16 protein-coding genes, 2 tRNA genes and 4 pseudogenes are annotated in these 21,409 nt (G+C 70.6%); 12 read left to right on the top strand and 10 right to left on the bottom strand.

All coding sequences use genetic code 11. The annotated features are described in order from the left end of the window. The first annotated feature begins 67 nt into the window (after positions 1-67). The 3 genes from aroA (at position 68) to ACIBNA_RS27200 (ending at position 2,883) form a co-directional block, all read left to right on the top strand. Complete coding sequence (aroA, locus tag ACIBNA_RS27210; RefSeq protein WP_274819327.1) at positions 68-1,384, top strand: 3-phosphoshikimate 1-carboxyvinyltransferase; 1,317 nt, start codon at positions 68-70, stop codon at positions 1,382-1,384. A 17-nt stretch (positions 1,385-1,401) separates the two neighbouring features. Next, positions 1,402-2,412: a ribosome small subunit-dependent GTPase A gene (gene rsgA / locus ACIBNA_RS27205; RefSeq protein WP_399167785.1), complete on the top strand. Its 1,011-nt coding sequence runs from the start codon at positions 1,402-1,404 to the stop codon at positions 2,410-2,412. 147 nt (positions 2,413-2,559) lie between these two features. Then, the gene (locus ACIBNA_RS27200) at positions 2,560-2,883 is read left to right on the top strand and encodes a DMT family transporter (protein ID WP_399167783.1); all 324 of its coding nucleotides are present in this window, start codon (positions 2,560-2,562) and stop codon (positions 2,881-2,883) included. Between the two features lie 7 nt (positions 2,884-2,890). Here the strand turns inward: ACIBNA_RS27200 and ACIBNA_RS27195 are convergent, their stop codons facing one another. After that, positions 2,891-3,499, bottom strand: coding sequence for a TetR/AcrR family transcriptional regulator (locus ACIBNA_RS27195; RefSeq protein WP_399167782.1), 609 nt, complete (start codon positions 3,497-3,499; stop codon positions 2,891-2,893). A gap of 233 nt (positions 3,500-3,732) precedes the next feature. On the opposite strand from ACIBNA_RS27195, the gene hisN reads away from it, so the two are divergent. Both hisN and ACIBNA_RS27185 read left to right on the top strand, forming a co-directional pair. Further along, positions 3,733-4,533, top strand: coding sequence for a histidinol-phosphatase (hisN, locus tag ACIBNA_RS27190; RefSeq protein ID WP_399167780.1), 801 nt, complete (start codon positions 3,733-3,735; stop codon positions 4,531-4,533). A gap of 129 nt (positions 4,534-4,662) precedes the next feature. Next, positions 4,663-5,055 (top strand): cyclic nucleotide-binding/CBS domain-containing protein, encoded by a 393-nt coding sequence (locus ACIBNA_RS27185; protein WP_399167778.1) that lies wholly within the window; start codon positions 4,663-4,665, stop codon positions 5,053-5,055. Positions 5,056-5,126: 71 nt separating this feature from the next. On the opposite strand, the gene ACIBNA_RS27180 is transcribed toward ACIBNA_RS27185, so the two are convergent. Next, a complete protein-coding gene (locus ACIBNA_RS27180; protein ID WP_399167776.1) occupies positions 5,127-6,596 on the bottom strand; it encodes a catalase in 1,470 nt (489 codons plus the stop codon). A gap of 127 nt (positions 6,597-6,723) precedes the next feature. Here ACIBNA_RS27180 and ACIBNA_RS27175 point away from each other — a divergent pair, with 127 nt between their 5' ends. The 4 genes and pseudogenes from ACIBNA_RS27175 to ACIBNA_RS27160 all read left to right on the top strand — a co-directional run bounded on the left by ACIBNA_RS27175 (position 6,724) and on the right by ACIBNA_RS27160 (position 9,939). Beyond that, positions 6,724-7,140, top strand: a complete 417-nt coding sequence (locus ACIBNA_RS27175; protein ID WP_399167774.1) for a Fur family transcriptional regulator — start codon at positions 6,724-6,726, stop codon at positions 7,138-7,140. Between the two features lie 47 nt (positions 7,141-7,187). Then, a pseudogene (locus ACIBNA_RS27170) lies at positions 7,188-7,984 on the top strand (ABC transporter ATP-binding protein). Next, positions 7,981-8,803, top strand: a pseudogene (locus ACIBNA_RS27165) (ABC transporter permease). Before ACIBNA_RS27170 ends, ACIBNA_RS27165 begins: the two co-directional pseudogenes overlap by 4 nt. Further along, positions 8,800-9,939 (top strand): annotated as a pseudogene (locus ACIBNA_RS27160) (ABC transporter substrate-binding protein). Before ACIBNA_RS27165 ends, ACIBNA_RS27160 begins: the two co-directional pseudogenes overlap by 4 nt. 48 nt (positions 9,940-9,987) lie before the next feature. Here ACIBNA_RS27160 and ACIBNA_RS27155 read toward each other — a convergent pair. The 4 genes and pseudogenes from ACIBNA_RS27155 to ACIBNA_RS27140 form a co-directional block, all read right to left on the bottom strand. Then, positions 9,988-10,061, bottom strand: a tRNA-Met gene (locus ACIBNA_RS27155). A 102-nt stretch (positions 10,062-10,163) separates the two neighbouring features. Further along, on the bottom strand, positions 10,164-11,987 hold the full coding sequence (locus tag ACIBNA_RS27150) for a tetratricopeptide repeat protein (protein ID WP_399167772.1): 1,824 nt from the start codon (positions 11,985-11,987) through the stop codon (positions 10,164-10,166). A 234-nt stretch (positions 11,988-12,221) separates the two neighbouring features. Beyond that, positions 12,222-12,295: transfer RNA gene (locus ACIBNA_RS27145), tRNA-Met, on the bottom strand. Continuing rightward, positions 12,273-15,288 (bottom strand): annotated as a pseudogene (locus ACIBNA_RS27140) (UPF0182 family protein). The gene ACIBNA_RS27145 and the pseudogene ACIBNA_RS27140 overlap by 23 nt, the downstream one beginning before the upstream one ends. Before the next feature lie 163 nt (positions 15,289-15,451). Between ACIBNA_RS27140 and ACIBNA_RS27135 the strand changes: the two are divergent. After that, the gene (locus tag ACIBNA_RS27135; protein ID WP_274819313.1) at positions 15,452-15,994 is read left to right on the top strand and encodes a PPA1309 family protein; all 543 of its coding nucleotides are present in this window, start codon (positions 15,452-15,454) and stop codon (positions 15,992-15,994) included. A 42-nt stretch (positions 15,995-16,036) separates the two neighbouring features. Here ACIBNA_RS27135 and ACIBNA_RS27130 read toward each other — a convergent pair whose 3' ends face one another. The 4 genes from ACIBNA_RS27130 to ACIBNA_RS27115 all read right to left on the bottom strand — a co-directional run bounded on the left by ACIBNA_RS27130 (position 16,037) and on the right by ACIBNA_RS27115 (position 19,234). Continuing rightward, a complete protein-coding gene (locus tag ACIBNA_RS27130; RefSeq protein ID WP_399167770.1) occupies positions 16,037-17,128 on the bottom strand; it encodes a PDZ domain-containing protein in 1,092 nt (363 codons plus the stop codon). A 102-nt stretch (positions 17,129-17,230) separates the two neighbouring features. Beyond that, positions 17,231-17,395 (bottom strand): hypothetical protein, encoded by a 165-nt coding sequence (locus ACIBNA_RS27125; RefSeq protein WP_190049437.1) that lies wholly within the window; start codon positions 17,393-17,395, stop codon positions 17,231-17,233. Between the two features lie 164 nt (positions 17,396-17,559). Further along, positions 17,560-18,018, bottom strand: a complete 459-nt coding sequence (locus ACIBNA_RS27120; protein ID WP_399167768.1) for a molybdenum cofactor biosynthesis protein MoaE — start codon at positions 18,016-18,018, stop codon at positions 17,560-17,562. Between the two features lie 94 nt (positions 18,019-18,112). Further along, positions 18,113-19,234: an SDR family oxidoreductase gene (locus ACIBNA_RS27115; protein ID WP_399167766.1), complete on the bottom strand. Its 1,122-nt coding sequence runs from the start codon at positions 19,232-19,234 to the stop codon at positions 18,113-18,115. A 192-nt stretch (positions 19,235-19,426) separates the two neighbouring features. On the opposite strand from ACIBNA_RS27115, the gene ACIBNA_RS27110 reads away from it, so the two are divergent. After that, positions 19,427-20,884, top strand: a complete 1,458-nt coding sequence (locus tag ACIBNA_RS27110) for a zinc-dependent metalloprotease (RefSeq protein ID WP_399167764.1) — start codon at positions 19,427-19,429, stop codon at positions 20,882-20,884. Continuing rightward, complete coding sequence (locus ACIBNA_RS27105) at positions 20,881-21,408, top strand: NUDIX hydrolase (RefSeq protein ID WP_399167762.1); 528 nt, start codon at positions 20,881-20,883, stop codon at positions 21,406-21,408. The genes ACIBNA_RS27110 and ACIBNA_RS27105 overlap by 4 nt, the downstream gene beginning before the upstream one ends. The last annotated feature ends 1 nt before the right edge of the window (position 21,409 follow it).

Raw genomic sequence — 21,409 nt, 5'->3', positions numbered from 1 at the left:
GCCGCCTGGGCGCGACCAGCCCCACGGCACCGCACCCGAGCGACGGCCTCCTTATAAAGTGGGGCCCATGGCCCCGAACACCGCAGACACCGCCCTCTGGCCCGCCCCGCACGCGAGCGGAGCCGTCGACGCGACGGTCCACGTGCCCGGGTCCAAGTCGGTCACCAACCGCGCCCTCGTCCTCGCCTCCCTCGCCTCCGAACCGGGCTGGCTGCGCCGCCCGCTGCGCTCCCGCGACACGCTGCTGATGGCAGCCGCGCTGCGCGCCATGGGCATCGAGATCGAGGAAGGCGTCGGCCCGGACGGCACCGGCGAGGCCTGGCGTGTGATCCCCACGGGCCTGCGCGGCCCGGCCACGGTCGACGTCGGCAACGCCGGCACGGTGATGCGGTTCCTGCCGCCGGTCGCCGCGCTCGCCGACGGTCCCGTCCGCTTCGACGGCGACCCCCGCTCCTACGAGCGTCCCCTGAACGGAGTCATCGACGCGCTGCGTCAGCTCGGCGCCCGGATCGACGACGACGGCCGTGGCGCGCTGCCGCTGACCGTGCACGGCAGCGGCGCCCTGGACGGCGGCCCGGTCGCCATCGACGCGTCCTCCTCGTCGCAGTTCGTGAGCGCCCTGCTGCTGTCCGGCCCGCGCTTCAACCAGGGCGTCGAGGTCCGCCACACCGGCGCCACGCTGCCCTCCATGCCGCACATCCGCATGACCGTCGACATGCTGCGCGCGGTCGGCGCCCAGGTGGACACACCCGAGTCGGGCGGCGAACCGAACGTCTGGCGGGTCACGCCCGGCGCCCTGCTCGGCCGCGACCTGACGATCGAGCCGGACCTGTCCAACGCCCAGCCGTTCCTGGCGGCCGCGCTGGTGACCGGCGGCCGGGTCGTCATCCCGGACTGGCCGGCCCGCACCACCCAGCCCGGTGACCGGCTGCGCGAGATCTTCACCGAGATGGGCGGCTCCTGCGAACTGACCGAGTTCGGGCTCGTGTTCACCGGCTCCGGCTCGATCCACGGCATCGACGTCGACCTGAGCGAGGTCGGCGAGCTGACGCCGGGCATCGCGGCGGTCGCGGCCCTCGCGGACTCCCCGTCGACCCTGCGCGGCGTGGCCCATCTGCGGCTGCACGAGACGGACCGCCTGGCGGCGCTGACCAAGGAGATCAACGAACTCGGCGGTGACGTCACGGAGACCGCCGACGGTCTGCACATCCGCCCGCGCCGACTGCACGGCGGGATCTTCCACACGTACGACGACCACCGCATGGCCACGGCCGGCGCGATCCTCGGCCTGGTGGTCGACGGAGTGCAGATCGAGAACGTGGCGACGACGGCCAAGACCCTGCCCGACTTCCCCGACCTGTGGACCGGGATGCTCGGGGCGTAGGACGCGGGGATCAGGTCATGCGCCGCTACGGCAAGCACACCGACGAGGACGACATCCGCACCCGTCCCGGCCGCCGGAACACCCGGCCCCGGACGAACATCCGGCCCAAGCACGAGGACGCCGCCGAGGGTCTCGTCCTCACGGTCGACCGGGGCCGCCTGACCTGCCTCGTCGAGGACCGTGTGGTGATGGCGATGAAGGCCCGCGAGCTGGGCCGCAAGGCGGCGGTGGTCGGCGACCGCGTGGCGCTCGTCGGCGACCTGTCCGGAAGGAAGGACTCACTCGCGAGGATCGTCCGCATCGAGGAACGGACGTCCGTACTCCGTCGCACGGCGGACGACGACGACCCGTACGAGCGCGTGGTCGTCGCCAACGCCGACCAGCTGGCCGTCGTCACCGCCCTGGCCGACCCCGAGCCCCGCCCGCGGCTGATCGACCGCTGCCTGGTCGCGGCCTACGCCGGCGGCCTGGACCCGCTGCTGGTCCTGACCAAGTCGGACCTCGCCCCGCCCGACAAGCTGCTGGAGCTGTACGGGCACCTCGACATCCCCTACGTCGTCACCAGCCGCGAGGAACTCCAAAGCGGCACCGCCGTCGCCCGCGTACGCGAGCAGCTCGACGGCAAGATCACCGCGTTCGTCGGCCACTCCGGTGTCGGCAAGACGACCCTGGTCAACGCGCTGGTGCCACAGGAGCAACGGCGTACGACGGGACATGTGAACGCGGTGACGGGCCGCGGCCGGCACACCACCACCTCGGCGCTTGCCCTGCCGCTGTCGGGCAGCGACGGCTGGGTGATCGACACGCCGGGCCTACGGTCCTTCGGGCTGCACCACGTGGACCCTGCCCAGGTCATCCACGCCTTCCCCGACCTGGAGCCGGGCACCGAGGGCTGCCCGCGCGCGTGCAGCCATGACGAGCCCGACTGCGCGCTGGACGCGTGGGTGGCGGAGGGGCACGCGGATCCGGCGCGGCTGTACTCGCTGCGGCGGCTGCTGGCCACGCGGGAGCGGAAGGAAGGCGACTGACCTCCGCGTTGTTTGTCTTGGCGTGTGGACGGTAAGTGCATAATCGCACCAAGCCGGACGCAAGACCGACCAGAAGCTGAAAAATCTGGCGTACACGCTCCAACTGACTAAGCGGTCGCTGAACGTGGGATACGGGAGGAACGACTCATGGCGTGGCTGCTGGTCATAGTGGCGGGATTGCTGGAGACCGGCTTCGCCGTGTGTCTGAAGCTGTCGCACGGTTTCACACGGCTCTGGCCGACGATCGCGTTCTGCGTCTTCGCCCTCGGCAGCTTCGGCCTGCTGACCCTGGCGCTGAAGAGACTCGATGTGGGTCCCGCCTACGCCGTGTGGACCGGTATCGGCGCGGCGGGCACGGCGATCTACGGCATGGTGTTCCTGGGCGACCTGGTGTCGACGCTGAAGATCGTGTCGATCAGCCTCGTCATCATCGGTGTGGTCGGGCTCCAGTTGTCGGGTTCGGCGCACTGACGCCCTGTCAGCCGGCCTGCCGCTGAAGGGCGCTGCGGACCAGGGCGGCGACGCCGCCCTCGCCGGGTGGCGCGGCCACGCAGGACAGGGCGAGCCGGACGGCGAGTTCGCATGCGCGGGCGAGGTCCGCGGTGTCGGACTTGGGGGTGCCGGATCCCGCCAGGGCGGTGACGGCACGGTCGCGGACGAAGGCGACGAAGTCGCCGGGGGAAGGCAGTGGGCCGTCGGCGCGGCGCTGGGCCGGTACGACGGAGGTGGAGGGCACGGCCGACAGGGCCGGGGACGGCAGCCGTTCGCTCCAGCAGCCGGTGAGCATGGCGCGGACGAGGGCGTTCTCGCGGGCCGCCGCGGTGGTCCACTCGGCGGTGGCGGTGAGCCGGTCGCGCGGGTCGCTGTGCGCGGTGAGCGCGCGGTCGACGCCGGCGAGATATCCGTCGGCCTCCCTCCGTACGAGCGCCCGGGCGAGGCCGTCCTTGCCGCCGAACTCGTTGTACAGCGTCTGCCGGGACACTCCTGCCGCCGCGGCCACGTCCACCATCCGTACGGCGGACCACGGCCGGCGCGCCAGCGCCGTGTAAGCGGCGTCCAGTAGAGATTCCCGCGCTGCAGGCATCATCGCCTCCCCTTGGGGCGAGCGGCATTGCGCCCAGATTTGACGCGCACGAAACCACTGTCAAGGGTTCACGAGCGCATGCGGGGGCGCCTTTGAGCCGACCTACGCGGGTACCTCCGGCGGTTTGGCCGGGTCGCCGTTCCGCTGCCGCAGGCCGCGTCACTGCGGGCAGTCGTGCCGCTTGGCCCACAAGCCCCCTGTAGCCCCACCCCCACCTCGGCAGATAGGTTCGTTACATGCCCGACTATCTCGACGACCTGCGTCTCGCCCACGTCCTCGCCGACGCCGCCGACGCCGCGACGACGGACCGGTTCAAGGCCCTCGACCTCAAGGTCGAGACCAAACCGGACTTGACCCCGGTGAGCGAAGCGGACAAGGCCGCCGAAGAACTCATCCGCGGCCAGCTCGCCCGCGCCCGCCCCAGAGACGCGATCCTCGGCGAGGAGTACGGCGTCGAGGGCACCGGCCCCCGCCGCTGGGTGATCGACCCGATCGACGGCACCAAGAACTACGTACGCGGCGTCCCGGTCTGGGCCACCCTCATCTCCCTGATGGAAGCCGGCGAGGGCGGCTTCCAGCCCGTCGTCGGCGTCGTCTCCGCCCCCGCCCTCGGCCGCCGCTGGTGGGCCGCGAAGGGCTACGGCGCGTTCTCCGGCCGCAGCCTCACGAAGGCGACCCGCCTCCAGGTCTCCCGCGTCGGAAAACTCGCCGACGCCTCCTTCGCGTACTCCTCGCTCAGCGGCTGGGAGGAGCAGGGCCGCCTGGACGGCTTCCTGGACCTCACCCGCGAGGTGTGGCGCACGCGCGCGTACGGCGACTTCTGGCCGTACATGATGGTCGCCGAGGGCGCCGTCGACATGTGCGCCGAGCCGGAGCTGTCGCTCTGGGACATGGCCGCCAACGCGATCATCGTCACGGAGGCCGGCGGCACCTTCACCGGACTCGACGCCCGCCCGGGCCCGCACAGCGGCAACGCGGCCGCGTCGAACGGCCTGCTGCACGACGAGTTGCTGGGGTACCTCAACCAGCGCTACTGAACAGGCCCGCTGTTACCGAGCGCCCCCTTGTTGCCCCTCTCTTTGCCTGCCACTCTGAGAGTCCGCCCGCTTGTGAACTTGTGAAAACATGAACAAACGGCGGGACACTCCCAGGAGGTGGCTCCATCCATGCTCGTCCGTGACGCCATGACCACCGTCGTCCTCACCATCGGCCCGACCCACACCCTCCGCCAGGCCGCCGCGCTGATGTCCGCCCGCAAGGTCGGCGCGGCCATCGTCCACGACCCCGACGCCGGCGGCATCGGCATCCTCACCGAACGCGACATCCTCATCTCCGTGGGCCAGGGCCAGGATCCGGACACGGAACGCGCCCACGCCCACACCACCACCGACGTCGTGTTCGCCGCTCCGACCTGGACCCTGGAGGAGGCGGCCGGCGCCATGGCGCACGGCGGTTTCCGTCACCTCATCGTGCTGGACCGCGACGAGCCCGCCGGCATCGTCTCGGTCCGCGACATCATCCGCTGCTGGGCACCGGCGCGTCAGCAGGTGCCCGCCTGACAGCAGGGACGGCCCGGAGGCCCCCGAAGGGGCCCGGGCCGTCCCTGCCCCAAGCGGTCCAGCGCTGGAGTTCAGCCGCGCAGGGCCTGGACCGCGACCTCCAGCCGCTTTCCGTAGTCCCCGTCGGCCTGACGGAAGTTGTCGATCGCCCGCTCGACGATGTCGTCCCGCGAGACCTTGGCGATGAATCCCGCCAGGTTGGCGATCAGGCGTCCCTTCTCGTCCTCGCCCATCAGCCGGTAGAGGTTGCCCGCCTGCACGAAGTCGTCGTCCTCGGCGTGCACCGGGGCCGGGTGGTTGCCCGTCACGCCGCTCACGGCCGTGGCGGACCACAGCGGACGGTCCGTCTGGAACGGGCCGCCGAAGCTGTTCGGCTCGTAGTTCTTCGCGCCCTTGTGGCGGCCGTCGTAGAGGTGACCGTCACGGGAGTTGGTGCGCGCCACAGTGGCGTGCGGGCGGTTCACCGGCAGGTGGTCGGCATTGATGCCGACGCGGTAGCGGTGGGCGTCGCCGTACGCGAAGAGGCGGCCCTGGAGCATCTTGTCCGGGGACGGGCCGATGCCCGGCACGAAGTGTGCGGGGCTGAAGATCGACTGCTCGACCTCGGCGAAGATGTTCTCCGGGTTGCGGTTGAGCTCCAGCTTGCCGATCTCGATCGGCGGGTAGTCGGCGTGTGGCCACACCTTGGTCAGGTCGAACGGGTTGAAGCGGTACGTCGCCGCGTCCGCCTCCGGCATGATCTGCACCTGCACGGTCCAGGACGGGAACTCACCGCGCTCGATGGCCTCGCGCAGATCGCGCTGGTGGGAGTCGGGGTCCTCACCGGCCAGCCGGTTGGCCTCGGCCTGCGTGAGGTTCTTGATGCCCTGGTCGGTCTTGAAGTGGTACTTGACCCAGAAGACCTCACCGGCCACGTTCCGCCACTGGAAGGTGTGCGAGCCGAAGCCGTCCATGTGGCGGTACGAGGCGGGGATGCCGCGGTCGCCGAACAGCCAGGTCACCTGGTGCGTGGACTCGGGCGACAGGCTCCAGAAGTCCCAGACGTTGTCCGCCTCCGTCGAGCCGGTGTACGGGTCGCGCTTCTGGGTGTGGATGAAGTCCGGGAACTTGATGGCGTCCTTGATGAAGAACACCGGGGTGTTGTTGCCGACGAGGTCGTAGTTGCCCTCCTCGGTGTAGAACTTCAGCGCGAAGCCGCGCGGGTCGCGGACGGCGTCCGCCGCCCCCAGGTTGCCGGCCACGGTCGAAAAGCGCAGGAAGACCTCGGTCTGCTTGCCGGTCCCGGAGAGGAACGCGGCACGCGTGTACGGGGTGACGTCGGCGGTCACCGTGAAGGTGCCGTAGGCCCCGGCGCCACGGGCGTGCACGACACGCTCCGGGATGCGCTCGCGGTTGAAGTGGGCGAGCTTCTCCAACAGGAGCTGGTCCTGGACCAGCACCGGGCCGCCCACACCCGCGGTCTCGCTGTTCTGGTTGTCGGCGACCGGAGCACCGGCCTCCGTGGTGAGCGGTCCCTGCGTCACGTGTGCCTCCTGTGCCATTCCTGAACGTTCCTGCCCCTCGGCCAAAGTCATCCTCGATCCCACAATAGACATTGTCTAAAACAAGTAGGACTCTAACTTCACACCTGTTCGCGACCTGGTCCCCTTTGCTGTTAGGCTGTTGGCCATGAGTGACCTTCTGGAACGGCTGCGCGGACGCGGATGGCGGATGACCGCGCAGCGGCGCGTCGTGGCCGAGGTCCTCGACGGCGAACACGTCCACCTGACGGCCGACGAGGTCCACGCCCGGGCCGTCGCCAAGCTGCCCGAGATCTCCCGGGCGACCGTCTACAACACACTCGGCGAGCTCGTGTCGCTCGGCGAGGTGCTCGAGGTCTCCACGGACCAGCGCGCCAAGCGGTACGACCCGAACGCCCACCAGCCGCACCACCACCTGGTCTGCGCCCAGTGCGGCGCGATCCGTGACGTGCACCCGGTGGGCAACCCGCTGGCGGACCTCCCCGACTCGGAGCGCTTCGGCTTCACGGTCTCGGACGTCGAGGTGACGTACCGCGGCGTCTGCCCGAACTGCGTGGCCGCCTAGTCTTCGCACGCGAGAGCCCCGGCACCGATGGGTGCCGGGGCTTCCCGATGCCCGCACATGCCAGGCCCACTGCCCGCACACTTCCCGTATCTGACGAGTCGTCATATGGTCAGCGGCACCCACCAGTCCGTTCCGCACTCCGCGAGGAGACCGAAGCGGGAGAGCCGTATCCGAAAGTCACCGCCCATGACCTGTCACGCACCTTCGGCCGGGGCCCTCGCGCGGGCGGCGCCCTCGGCCCCCTCGACCTGACCGTCGCGCCGGGCGAGTTCGTCTGCCTCGTCGGCCCCTCGGGCTGCGGCAAGTCCACCCTGCTGCGCATCGCCGCCGGTCTGCTCCGGCCCAGCACCGGCACGCTGGAGATCCGCACGTCCAGTCCGCGCCCGGCGGCCATGATCTTTCAGGACTACGGCATCTACGACTGAAAGACCGTCCAGGCCAACGTCCGCTTCGGTCTCGACGTCCAGCGCGTCCCACGCCGGGAGGCGAACGCCCGCGCCGCCGACTGGCTGGCCCACAGGCCTCGCCGACTTCGCGCACGCCTACCCGGCGGCCCTCTCCGGCGGCATGCGGCAACGCGTCGCCATCGCCCGCGCCCTGGCCGCTGCTGGAGATCACCCAGGCGCTGCGCACCACGACCCTGTTCATCACCCACAGCCTGGAGGAGGCGATCGTCCTCGGCGACCGCGTCCTGGTGATGTCCGCCCGCCCGGGCCGGATCATCGCCGCACACCGCCCGCCCTTCCCGCGCCCGCGCACCGGCGACGTCCGCGCCACCCCCGAGTTCACCGCGCTGAAGAGCGAGCTGTGGGACCTGCTGCGCAAGGAGGCGGTGTCCGCATGACCACGGTCGCTCCCGAGACGAGGGCGTCGGTCCCGATCCGCCGCCTGGGCCCCCGCGACGTCGCCGGTGCGCGGCGGCCGTACCCCTCCTTCTGGTGCTGCTCTGGCAGCTGGCGGCGGTCCGGGCTGGATCGACGACCGCGTCTACCCGGCGCCGTCCACGATCCTCGCCGACGGCTGGGACCGGGCCGCGGCCGGTGACCTGTGGCCCGACGTGTGGGCGACGCTCAAGCGTGTCCTGGCCGGCTACACCCTCGGCACTGCGGCGGGCCACCTCCTGGGCTTACTGATGGGTTCGCTGTCGCTGGCACGGGCCCCCTGGAACCGCTCCTGGACGCCCTGTACGTCGTACCGAAGCCGGCCCTGCTCCCCGTCTTCCGGAACATGTTCGGCCTGGGCGAGGGCCCGCAGGGTGGCCCTGGTGACGGCCACGGTCTTCTTCTTCGTCTGGATCTCGACGATGTCGGCGGTCATGGCGGTCCCCGACGGCCACCGCGACGCCGGGCGGGTCTTCGGCGCCTCCCCCTGGTAGATGTTCCGCCACGTCCTGCTCCCGGCCTCCCTGCCCGCCGTCCTGGTCGGCGCGCGGATCGCGGCGGGTGTGGCGGTCCTGGTGATCGTCGCCTCGGAACAGATCGCCGCGAGCGACGGCCTCGGCCATCTGGTCTTCGACTCCCGCGCCCCCTTCCAGAACGACGTGATGTTCGTCGGCATCGTCTGCGTCGCCGTCCTGGGCGTGCCCTTCTCCGAGCTGGTCCGCTTCGTCGGCCGGCTGCTCACCCCGTGGGCTCCGCGCGACCGGGGACGGGGGCAGTCATGAGGGGACGTACGTACGGTCCAGCCCTGCTCGCGACCGCGCTACTGGTCTCGGCGGCCTGCTCGTCGTCGTCATCCGGGACCTCCACGCCGAAAGCGGACGCCGGAACGCGCACGGTCCGCCCGGTCGAGGGCTACGGCGCCGGCTCCTGGACGGACCCCGCCGACCTCGCCCCCGACCGCACCCCGGCCCGCTGCCACCCGGGCTCCCCGCCCGCCCAGAGGCTCCCAGAGCCCCGCAGGCTGACCATCGCGACGGGCACACTCGGCGCCGAGTACGTCGCGCCCCTGCGCGTGGCCCTCGACAAGGGCGAGTTCGGCGAGGAGGGCCTGGACGTCACGCTGAAGGTGCTGCCGACGCCCGGGGCCCTCCCGCTGCTGGCCAAAGACGAGGTCGACGCGCTCTGGGCGGCACCGGAGGCAGCCGTCATGAACGGCATCCGCGGCGGCTTCACCATCCGCTGGGTCGCGGGGAACTTCTCGCCCGACCCCGAGTCCAAGAGCGGCCTGTGGGTCCGGCTGAAGGACGGCGAGACGGCGACCGCCGTCCGGATGGCCGAGCGGAAGCTCGGCACGATGATCGGCAAGGGCTCCGTGATCGCCTACCCCATGGAGCAGGCCTTGGAGCGGCACGGCAGCGGCCTCGACCGGATCCGCTACTAGCAACTGGGCTCCGCCGACGCCCTCACGGCCCTGGAGAACGGCGGCGTCGACTCCGCGTGGCTGCTCGACCCGGTATGGCGCCGGGGCGACGGCGAACCCGGCTACGCCCTCCTGGGCGGCCAGCCCCCCGGCGAGCCCCTGGGCGGCATGCTCTACGGCCCGAGCCTGCTGAACGACGACGTGGACGCGGGTGTGGCCCTGCTGCGGGCGTACATCCGCACGGTGAACACGTACTTCACGACCGACTACAAGAAGGACGAGATCTTCGTCACATACCTGGCGAAGCTCCTGAAGACGGACGAGACGGTCCCGCGCTCGACACCGTCGCTCCGCATGGACTGGGAAATCCGCACCGGCACGACCGACCGCCTCCAGTCCGCCTACCGCGCCCAGGGCGCAGCGGAAGGCGACTCGCTCCCCCAGTCCCAGACAGTGAACCGCTCCCTCTACGAGGAGGCGGTAGGGCACCGCCGGTAGACACACCGAGGGCCGGAACCCTTTCGGATTCCGGCCCTCGGTCTTCAGTAGCGGGGACAGGATTTGAACCTGCGACCTCTGGGTTATGAGCCCAGCGAGCTACCGAGCTGCTCCACCCCGCGTCGATGAATGCAACGTTACGTCAAGGCGCAGGACGGATGCAAATCGCTTACCCAGCTGCGGGCAGTCGCCCGCTTGGGCGGCACGGGTGGGCGCAGCGGGCCTCACGCCGACAGTTCCTGCCTGAGCGCATCCCGCAACCGAGTCGCCCGCTCCGTCACGGACCCCGGCCCCAGCGCCACCGCCCGATCGGCCCACCGCTGCCCCTCCGCCAGCTCTCCCCGACGCGCGTAGACCAGGGCCAGCCGCAACGCCGCCCGCCCGTGCCCGGCGTCAGCCGCCCGCGTCCACCACACCGCCGCCTCGGGCTCACTCCCCTCCCGGGCCAGCAGCAGCCCGAGATTGAACGCGCCGTTGCGGGACCCGGCCTCGGCGGCCTCCCGGTACCACCGAGCCGCCTCGACGACGTCCCCCCGGGCCGCCGCGAGCATGCCCACTCGCACCTGCGCCCGCCGGTGCCCCTGCGAGGCCGCTCTCTCGTACCACTCCTCGCACTCGCTTCGCCGGTGCACCGGCTCCCCGAGCTCGTGCGCGGGCTCCGGCGGACGGCGCGCGTCGAGCACGGTCGCCAGCCGGTACGCGGCCTCGGCGCTGCCGCCCCCGGCCGCACACCGCAGATGCCGCTCGGCCTCCTGTTCGTCGCCGTCCCGCAGCCGGGCCATGCCGACCTGGAGCGCCGCCTCGGTGTGCCCGGCGGCCGCGGCCCGCTCGTACCAGCGCAGCGCGGCCTGCTCCTCGCCCCGGCCGGCATGCAGGATGCCCAGGTTGAAGGCGGCGTCCACGCTCCCGGCCTCCGCGGCCTTGGAGAACCACGGCTCCGCGCCCGTCTCGTCCCCGCCCCGCAGCAGCAGGATCGCCAGTGCGTTCGCGGCCTCCCGGTGCCCGGCGTAGGCCGCGCGCCGGTACCACTGCTCGGCCTGAGCCGTGCGCCCCTGCTCGGCGCAGAGCAGTCCGAGGTTGTAGGCGCCGTTCACGTCGCCCGCGTCCATCGCGGCCCGGTACCAGCGCTCGGCGGTCTGGGTCTCGCCCCGCTCGGCGTGCAGCGCGCCCAGCGCGTTCGCCGCGTTGCCGTCGCCGTCCTGGGCGGCCCGCAGCCACCACACGGCGGCGTTCTCGGTGTCGCCCGCGTCACGCAGCAGGAAGCCGAGCGCGCAGGCGGCCCGCGCCTCGCCGTCCTTGGCGGACGTCAGGTACCAGCGTCCGGCCTCCTTGAGCTCGCCGCGCTTCTCCAGGATCGTCCCGAGGTGCAGCGCGGCGCGCCGGTGGCCGCGCGCGGCGGCCTGCCGGTACCACTGCTCGACCTCGTCCAGCACCTGGACACCGTCGTCACCGTCGGCCTCCCACGCCGCCTTCCGGTCCAGCGCCCGGGCCAGGCGGTACGCCGCCTCCCGGTGCCCGCGCTCGGCCGCCACCCGCATCCACTTCTCGGCCCCGGCGTCGCCGCGGTGCTCCAGCAGGTCGGCGAGGGCGTACGCGCCCAGGGTGTGTCCCTGTTCCGCGGACTGGCGCAGCCAGTACTCGGCGGCGGGTTCGTCGCCGCGCTCGCGGTGGTGCCGCCCGAGGGCGTGCGCCGCCGCCGCGGATCCGGCGACGGCGGCGATACGCCACCAGCCTGCGGCCTCGTCGGCGTACCCCCGCTGGTGGAGCAGGACTCCCAGGTTGTTGGCGGCGGCCCGGTCGCCCGCGGCGGTGGCGGCACGCAGGTGGGGTTCGGCACCGTCGAGATCGCCACGGCGCAGCAGCATGGCCCCGAGGACACTCATCGCCTCGACGTCGCCGGCCTCCGCAGCGAGCCGCTGGCGCAGCTCCTCGGCCGCCTCGTCGGCGATCTCCCCGGCCTCGTCCGGGGTGTCGGTGTCCTCCCGGTTGGAAGGCTGCACAAAACGCCCTGTCTCGAACAGAGTTGCCTTGTCCCCCATAACGTCCATCGTCGCACCACCTGCAACCTGGGTACACCTGGTATACCGCAGCCAGTGAGGTCACTACAGCGTTTTGTCGACATGCCCACAGAGAGACAAGTCAAACACAGTTTTCCCAACTCCCCCCGGCGGCGCGGCCGCAGCCCGCACCAGCACATGCGTTCACACATCACGAAGGCCCGGATTCCTGTATGGAATCCGGGCCTTCGTGGTCGCTCCGTCACTCGGACTTCGCGTTTTCAGTAGCGGGGACAGGATTTGAACCTGCGACCTCTGGGTTATGAGCCCAGCGAGCTACCGAGCTGCTCCACCCCGCGCCGTTGTGTTCACAACCGTATCACGGCGCGGGGTGGGCGTTTGACCAGGCCAGGCCCTAACTGCTCGGCTTCGGGCTCGGACTGCCGCTCGGGCCGGCGCCGGGCTTGCTCTCGCCGCCCCCGGCACCTCCGCGGCCGGCTTGGGCCTGCGCGTCCTCGGCCCGCTGCAGAGCGTCCTCGAGGTCCTTCTGCGCCCGGCCGTACGCCTCCCAGTCGTTCCCCTTCAGGGCCTCCTGACCCGCGTCGAACGCCTTCTGGGCGTCCTCCAGGGCCTGTTGGACCGTCGGGTTGTCGGACGTCGGCGGTGGCGTCGTGGTGTCACCCTCGTCCGGTGGCTCCGGGGCCTGTCCCTCCGTCCCGAAGATCTTGTTGAGGGCCTCATCGAGCGTGTTCTCGAAGGCGGTCTGGCCTCCGTAGGTGACCAGCACCTTCCGCAGCAGCGGGTACTTCAGTCCACCACCGCGTACGTAGACCGGCTCCACGTAGAGCAGCCCGCCGTCGAGCGGCACCGTCAGCAGGTTGCCGTACTCGACTTCGGAGTCGCCGCCTCTCAGGAGCCTGATGGACTCGGCGATCTCCTCTTGCGAGTTGAACTGGCTCTGGACCTGCTGGGGCCCGTTGACCGTCGTGTTCGTCGGGAGTTTCAGGATTCTGATCTTGCCGTAGTCACTGGTGCCCGCCTCGGCGTCGACCGCCATGAAGGCACTGAGGTTGTCCCGGCCGTTGGGCGTGAAGGTCGTCGTCAGCGAGAACGACTGGGACTTCTGGTCGGGCATCTTCATGCTCAGGTAGTACGGCGGCACCGCGTTGCCCGACCGGTTCGTCGGGTCGTCCGGCACCTGCCACACCTCGCTGCCGCTGAGGAACGTCGTCGCGTCCCTCACGTGGTAGCGCGTGAGCAGCTCCCGCTGGACCTTGAACAGGTCCTGGGGATAGCGCAGATGGTCCATCAGCGACTTGGAGATGTCGCTCTTGGGCTCCACCGTGTCCGGGAAGGCCTTCATCCAGGTCTTCAGGACCGGGTCCTTGGTGTCCCACTGGTAGAGCTTGACCTTGCCGGTGTACGCGTCGACGGTCGCCTTCACCGAGTTGCGGATGTAGTTGACCTGGTTCTGCTGGGCCACCACCGCGCGGTTGTTGTTGGCGGCGGTCAGCGAGTCGGCCGTCGTGTCACCGAGGGTCGTACGCGAGGAGTACGGATATCCGTTCGTCGTCGTGTACGCGTCCACGATCCACTGGATACGGCCGTCCACGACCGCGGGGTAGGCGTCGCCGTCGATGGTCAGCCAGGGGGCGACCGCCTCGACGCGCTCCTTGGGCGTGCGGTTGTACAGGATCCTCGAACCTTCGCCGATGGCGCCCGAGTACAGGATCTGCGGTTCGCCGAACGCCACCGCGTACGCGGCCCGGTTGACCGGGTTGGAGAGGTTGACCCCGCTGTCGCCCTTGTAGCTGGTGGTCTTCTCACCGTTGTCGTCGGAGTAGTCGATCTCCTTCTGGGGACCGCCGACGATCGAGTACGTGGTGGTCTTCTCGCCGTAGTAGACCCGCTGCTCGTACGTGCCGAGGTCGCCCTTGGAGGGCAGGTCGGACTCCGTGAAGACCGGGCGTCCCTGCGCGTCGGCGCTGGTGCCCTCGGCGGCGACCACTCCGTATCCGTGGGTGTAACGGAAGTGGTTGTTGATCCAGTTCTTCTTCGGGATGCCGGCGAGGTTGATCTCACGCAGGCCGAGGACGGTGTCCTGCTCCTTGCCGTCCTTGGAGTACCGGTCGACGTCCAGGTTGTTCGGGAACGCGTAGTAGTTCCTGATCTGCTGGAGCTGCTGGAACGTCGGCGAGACGATGTTCGGGTCCATGATCCGGATGCTCGCCGTGGAGCCGACGTCATCGCGGAGCGTGGTCTTGTCCTCGGTCTTGCTCGTGCCCGTGTAGTCGGTGACCTTGGTGCCGTCGATGCCGTAGGCCTTGCGCGTCGCCTCGAGGTTCTTCTCGACGTACGGCGCTTCCTTGGCCTGCTCGTTCGGCTGGACCTGGAACTTCTGCACGATCGCCGGGTACAGGCCGCCGATGAGGATCGCGGAGAGCACCATCAGGCCGAAGCCGATCACGGGCAGCTGCCAGGTGCGCCGCCAGATGGTGGCGAAGAACAGCAGCGCGCAGATGACGGCGATGCAGAACAGGATCGTCTTGGCCGGCAAGTATGCGTTGGCGTCGACGTACCTCAGGCCCGTCCAGTTGTCGGTCGCCCTGAAGTCGCTGGACTTGACCGCGAGTCCGTACCGGTCGAGCCAGTACGCGACCGCCTTGAGGGCCACGAAGATGCCGATGAGCACCGACAGGTGCCCGGTGGCCGCCGCCGTGGCGCGGGCGCCGGGGCTGGTGACACGCAGGCCGCCGTACAGGTAGTGCGTGAGCGCGGCGGCGATCACGGACAGGATCGCGGCGGCGAAGCCGAAGCCGAGCAGGAAGCGGTACCAGGGCAGATCGAAGGCGTAGAAGGCGACGTCCAGCTTGAACTGGGGGTCCTTCTGGCCGAAGGGCACGCCGTTGATCCACATCAGCCACGTCCGCCACTGGCCGGACGCGGAGGCGCCGGCGATCAGGCCCACCAGGGCCGTGATCCCGAGCAGCAGCCACTTCTTGTAGGGCGCGATGCTCATCCGGTAGCGGTCGAGGTTCTGCTGCTCCATCGACATGGCGCTCAGCGGCGGCCGAAGCCGGTGCGCCAGCCAGATGTTGAAGCCGACCGCGAGGGCCATGAGCAGACCGAAGACGAAGAAGAGCCCGATCTTGGTCCACAGGGTGGTGGTGAAGACCGACGAGTAGTTCACCGACCGGTACCAGAGCCAGTCCGTCCAAAAGCCCGCGAACATGGTGAACACCATGCCGAGGACGGCCAGGACGCCCAGTGTCATGAGCAGGGTCCGGACACGCCGGGACGGGCGGCCCACTCTGATCCGCGGCCCCGAAGGGCCTCCGCCGCGGTCCGGCATCTGGAAAGCCAAGGTGCGCACCTCGAAGTTCGCTGTTGATTCGTCAGGCCCGCGTCTTCACGGACCGTCTGCGGCCCCCGTGATCGTGGGCCCCCACCTATGCAACTTACTCACCGTTTACTCGGTTCCCGATTCCGGTCGGGAACGAGGCAGGATTGTGACCATGTCCAACACTCCCATGGCGGCGAGCCCGCTCACCCGGGCCGTGCTCGAGATCGACGAGTACGTCTCCGGCCTCGGCTGGGACCAGCCCGCCCGCCTCTTCGCACTCGTCGACACCGCCCGGCTCCGGGCCGAACAGCCCTCGCTCGCGGACCGGCTCGGTCTGGGCGACGAGTCGGAGAACTCCGGCCTCACCCCGATCGAGCAGGACGAAGTTCCAACGGGCAAGCCGCTCGACGAGTTCCTCGCCACCATCGCCTGGCCCGACTCGGTGGCCGGCTGTGCCCTCGCCGTGGAACGCCTGATGCTGCCGCCGTCCGCGGAGGCCCAGGTTCCGCAGGGCCTGGACGAAGCCGCGCTGTCGAAGTGGGTGGCGGACCACCCGGACCGCCAGGAGGTCCGTATGACGGTCGCGGTCCTGCGGGACGGCACCCGCGAGTCGGCCCTGCGCCTGCGCGAGAAGGACTCCCCGACTGAGGTTCTCACCGGCTCCGACCTGGTACCGGGCCTGGCGGAGGCATTGGCGGCGACGTTCGAGGAGTAGCCGGGCGGCCGCGCGGCCCGGGCCGGTCCCCGGGCCGGCGGACTACTTACCGCACGTCGGCAGATCGGCGGTGTCGCCGCTGCGGAGGTCCTCGAGAGCGCCGAGGGCGTCGTCGATGGTGTTCACCTTGATGAGGGTGAGGCCCTCGGGGGTGTCCTTGGCGGCGGCCTCGCAGTTGTCCGCGGGCGTCAGGAAGTACTGCGCGCCCTTGGCCCGCGCCCCCACGGTCTTCATCTCGATGCCGCCGATCGGACCGACCTTGCCCTCGTCGTCGATCGTCCCCGTACCGGCCACGAACTTGCCCCCGGTCAGGCTGCCCGGCGTGAGCTTGTCGTAGATGCCGAGCGCGAACATCAGACCGGCGCTCGGCCCGCCGACGTCGGCCAGCTTGATGTCGATGGTGAACGGGAACGTATGGTCGGTCCCCGCGGAGATCCCCACGATGGCCCGCTTCTCGCCGGTGTCGTCCGAGGTCGTCGTGGTGATGGTGATGTCCTGCGTCTTCGTCGGCGTCCGCTTCTCCTTCTCCGCGGCGGCCTGCTCCTTGGCGGGCACGATCGTGAAGCGGACGTCCTGGCCCGGCTTGTGCTTCGTGACGAGCTTCGCGACGTCGGCCGGCTCCTTGACCGCCGTACCGTCGACGGCCTTGATCACGTCCCCGGCGTGCAGCTTGCCCTCGGCCGGGGATCCCTTGACGACCGTCGAGACGATGACCCACGACTTCACCGGAACGTCGAGTTCCTTCAGCGCGGCGACCTTGGCGCTCTCCTGGGACTGGCTGAACTCCTCGGCGTTCTCCTGCGTGGACTGCTCCTCGGTCTTGCCGTCCGGGTAGAGCGTCTCGCGCGGCACCACCTTGTTGTCATGTGCGAGCCAGCCGTAGACGGCCTCCACCAGGTTCATCCGGTAGTCGGCGCTGGTGACCCGGACCGTCGTCATGTTCAGATGGCCACTGGTCGCATATGTCTTCCGCCCCGAGATCTGGAGCACCGGCTCGCCGCCGTGATCGCCCAGCGTGTTCACCGTCGGCCCCGGGGACATCTCCGAATACGGCACGGGGATGAACACTCCCGCGCACAGGAGCGCGATCAGCATCAGGGTGGAGGCGAGCATCGTCGCAGTGCGGCGTGGCATGACTCGACAGTACGGGACGGTCCTGTCAGCGCACCGTCAGGGCCGCCCGTCCGGGGCGGCCCTGTGGGCTCAAACGCCTGTGACCTGCTGTTTTCCTGGCCGTCAGCTACCCGGCCGGGGCTTCTCCATGGCCTCGCGGAAGCGGGCGTAACCGATGAGTTCCGGGCCGTCGCCACGGACCTTGCGGGTCCGGTTGGCCCAACTGCCCCAGAGGCCCGCGCCGATCGCAGCCACAAGCGGAATCAGCAACCAGGCGAGCGCCGCCATGCCGACCTCCAACCCCATTGAGCGTCCGCAACTGACTGATCAGCAGATTAACCATCCGCAGTGACAACGCTCACGCCAGGGGTCCGGTTACGCAACCGGAAGGCTGCGTCCCGGATTCAGCAGGCGCCCTCCCGTCGCCCGACCGCCATCCCTCAACGACGGCGCTACGCGCCGACCCATTCTTGGGTGCCGTCGGAGAACTGCTGGTGCTTCCAGATGGGCACTTCGTGCTTGAGGTCGTCGATCAGCTTCCGGCAGGCCTCGAAGGCCTCTCCCCTGTGCGGACACGAGACGGCGACGACCACGGCGAGGTCACCGACCCGGAGGTCCCCCACGCGGTGCACGGCCGCCAGCGCCCGCACCGGGAACTCGGCGACGACCTTCTCGGCGATCCGCCTCATCTCGGCCTCGGCACTGGGGTGGCAGGAGTACCCCAGCTCCGCCACGTCGGCACCCCCGTCGTGGTTGCGCACGGTGCCCACGAAGAGCGCCGTGCCGCCGGCCGCGTCGTCCCCGACGGCCCGGAACACCTCCTCCACGGAAAGGGCCGTTTCCCGGATCCCGATCAGTCTGATCGGATCCTGCGCGGCCTGCTCACCCGGGTGATCACTCGTGGATGCCATGCCTCCATCGTGCCGTACGCGACCGACGGCGCGGAATAGAGCTATCGACCGGCACGCGCGCGTGCGCCTTTGGAGTCTCCTACAGGGGCGTCTGTCAGATCCGTCGCCGCGCCTTCCGCGCTCGCCGCACCACCGCGGCCGCGCCCAGCAGTGCCACCGTCGCTCCCGCGGCACCCGCGGCCGTCGCGTCCTTGCGGCCCAGTCGCCGACCGGCCACCGTGTGCCGGCCGGAGACCTCCTCCAGCAGCTCCGCCAGCACCTCCTCGTTGGTGTACCGCGGCCGCCACCCGGCATCGTGCAACCGGCTGCCGCTCACCACCCAGGGGTACATCGTGTACGCCAGGTCCCCGGCCGGAGACGGCGTGAGCCCGATGCGGTGCAGGCGCGCCGCCGCACCCAGCGCGACCGCCGACGGCAGCTCCATCCGCCGGATGCCGCTGAGCTCCTCGACCTCCTCCTGCTCCAGCCACCCGTCGCACCCGACGGTCAGTTCCCCGTCGACCTTCTCCAGGACGGCGTACTCCAGCGCGCCGCACAGGTCCTCGACGTGGCAGAACTGCCACGCGGGCCGCGACCCGGCGACGACGAGCAGCCGAGGAGACTCGAAGTACCTGGTCAGCGCCGTGTCCGTGCCTCCCACCAGGATGGCCGGCCGCACCACGGTGACGTTGAGCCCCGGGTGTGCCCGAGGCGCCCGCCGCGCCAGCCGCTCGATCTCCAGCAGGTCGCCGACGCCCGTCGCCTCGGCCGTGGCCCGCAGCTCCGCGTCCTCGGAGAGCGGCAGCTCGTTGTCCGGCAGCGCCCCGTAGACCATCGCCGAGGTGCACAGCACGACCCGGTGCACTCCGGCCGCCGCGGCCGCCGTCAGGACGGTCTGTGTCCCCCGTACGTTGTAGGCCGTTCGGGCGGCGGCGTCGGTCTCCAGGTCGAGATCCAGCGCCAGGTGCACCACCACGTCGGCGCCCCGCAGCTTCTCCGCGATGGCCGGATCCCGGACGTCCAGGATGTGCCACTGCGCCGCGGCACACTCGCCGCGCCGCTCGTCGATGGCCACGACCTGCTTGACCTCGTCGGACGCGGCGAGCTGCTCGGTGAGCAGGGCGCCGACGCCGTACGCGGCACCGGTGACCGCGACGACGGGTCCGCGTGCCGCGGGACTCGCGGAACTGGTTGACTGGTTTCGCGCTGCGCGAACCTGCGGATCTGGGGAACTCACCGGGCGTCTCCAGCGGTTGTCTTCAGTACGAGCGCGAGCGACGCGTGCGTACCAGGTGGCATCCATCCTGCCGCAGGCTGTCAGTCGGCGAAGCACCGAGGCCCGATCCGCCCCAGGTGTCTACGCTGGGTGGTGTTGTCGGGCAGCCGTGCCGCCGGAAAGAACCGGCGGCCCTACCAGCCGAGGAATCCCGTGAGTGACACCCCATTCGGATTCGGCCTTCCGCCGGAGGAGCCGGACGACGGCGACGAGGGCAAGAAGAAGGACCAGCAGAGCGGTGGTGGTCAGGGACCGGCCAATCCGTTCGGTTTCGGCGGCCTGCCCGGAGCCGGAGGATTTGGCGGCGGCCCCGGCGGCCCCGGTGCGGACAATCCGTTCGCAGCCATGTTCGGCTCCCTGAATCCCAACGACCTGGGCGCCGCGTTCCAGCAACTGGGCCAGATGCTCTCCTACGAGGGCGGCCCGGTGAACTGGGACATGGCCAAGCAGATCGCCCGCCAGACGGTGTCCCAGGGCAGCCCTGACGGCACCAAGGACACCAGCGTCGGCCCCGCCGAGCGCAAGGCCGTCGAGGAGGCCGTCCGCCTCGCCGACCTGTGGCTCGACGACGCCACGTCCCTGCCGTCCGGCGCCGGCTCGGCCGTGGCCTGGAGCCGCGCCGAGTGGGTCGAGGCGACCCTGCCCGCCTGGAAGGAGCTCGTCGACCCGGTCGCCGAGCGCGTCGGCACCGCCATGGGCGACGTCCTGCCGGAGGAGATGCAGGCCATGGCCGGCCCGCTGATCGGCATGATGCGCTCGATGGGCGGCGCCATGTTCGGTACGCAGATCGGGCAGGCCGTCGGCGTGCTCGCCGGCGAGGTCGTCGGTTCGTCCGACATCGGCCTGCCGCTGGGCCCGGCCGGCAAGGCCGCGCTGCTGCCGGTGAACATCGAGACGTTCGGCAAGGACCTGAGCGTCCCGCAGGAGGAGGTGCGGCTGTATCTCGCCCTGCGCGAGGCCGCCCACCAGCGGCTCTTCGCGCACGTGCCGTGGCTGCGCTCGCATCTGTTCGGCGCGGTCGACGGCTACGCCCGCGGGATCAAGGTCGACACGGCCAAGCTGGAGGACGTGGTCGGCCAGTTCGACCCGCAGAACCCCGAGCAGCTCCAGGAGGCCCTGCAGCAGGGCATGTTCCAGCCCGAGGACACGCCCGAGCAGAAGGCAGCCCTGGCGCGTCTGGAGACGGCTCTGGCGCTCGTGGAGGGCTGGGTCGACGCGGTGGTCCACGCCGCCGCGAAGCCCCGTCTGTCGTCCGCCGACGCCCTGCGCGAGACGCTGCGCCGCCGCCGCGCCTCGGGCGGCCCGGCCGAGCAGACGTTCGCCACGCTGATCGGTCTGGAGCTGCGCCCGCGCCGCCTGCGTGACGCCTCCCGCCTGTGGGCCTCGCTCACGGACGCGCGCGGTGTGGACGGCCGGGACGCCCTGTGGCACCACCCGGACATGCTGCCGACGGCCACCGACCTGGACGACCCGGACGGCTTCGTGCACCGCGAGCAGATCGACTTCTCCGAGCTGGACAAGATGCTCGGCGAGGCGGCGGACAAGCCCGACCTCAGGAAGAAGGACAAGGACAAGGACGAGGACGACGGCAAGGGTAACGACGCCGGGTGAGCCTGTACGACGACGCGGTCCTCGTGCTCAAGGGGTACGAGGACCAGACGGACCTGCGCCAGGCCTACCTCGACCATCTGGCGGAGCACCCGGACGGCCTGTGGAAGGCGTGCCACTCGGGTCACATCACGGCGAGCGCCCTGGTGATCGACCCGGAGGCCGGCCGGGTCCTGCTGACCCTGCACAGGAAGCTGCGGAAGTGGCTCCAGATGGGCGGCCACTGCGAGCCGGGCGACAGGTCCCTGGCGGCCGTGGCCCTGCGTGAGGCGACGGAGGAGTCCGGCGTCTTTGGGCTCTCGCTGCTGCCGGGCGGCCCGGTGCGCCTGGACCGGCACCCGATCCCGCCGCCGTGTCACTGCCACTTCGACGTCCAGTACGCGGCCCTGGCGCCGCCGGACGCCACGCACGAGATCAGCGACGAGTCGCTCGACGTGCGCTGGTTCGGCTACGCCGAGGTCGCGGAGGTGGCCGACGAGTCGGTCGTACGCCTGCTGGAGGCCACGCGCGCGAGACTCGCGGCCTGAG

This window comes from Streptomyces sp. NPDC050164, from assembly GCF_044459945.1.
GTDB lineage: Bacteria > Actinomycetota > Actinomycetes > Streptomycetales > Streptomycetaceae > Streptomyces > Streptomyces coeruleorubidus_A.
This window is presented reverse-complemented; position numbering and strand designations above follow the sequence as displayed.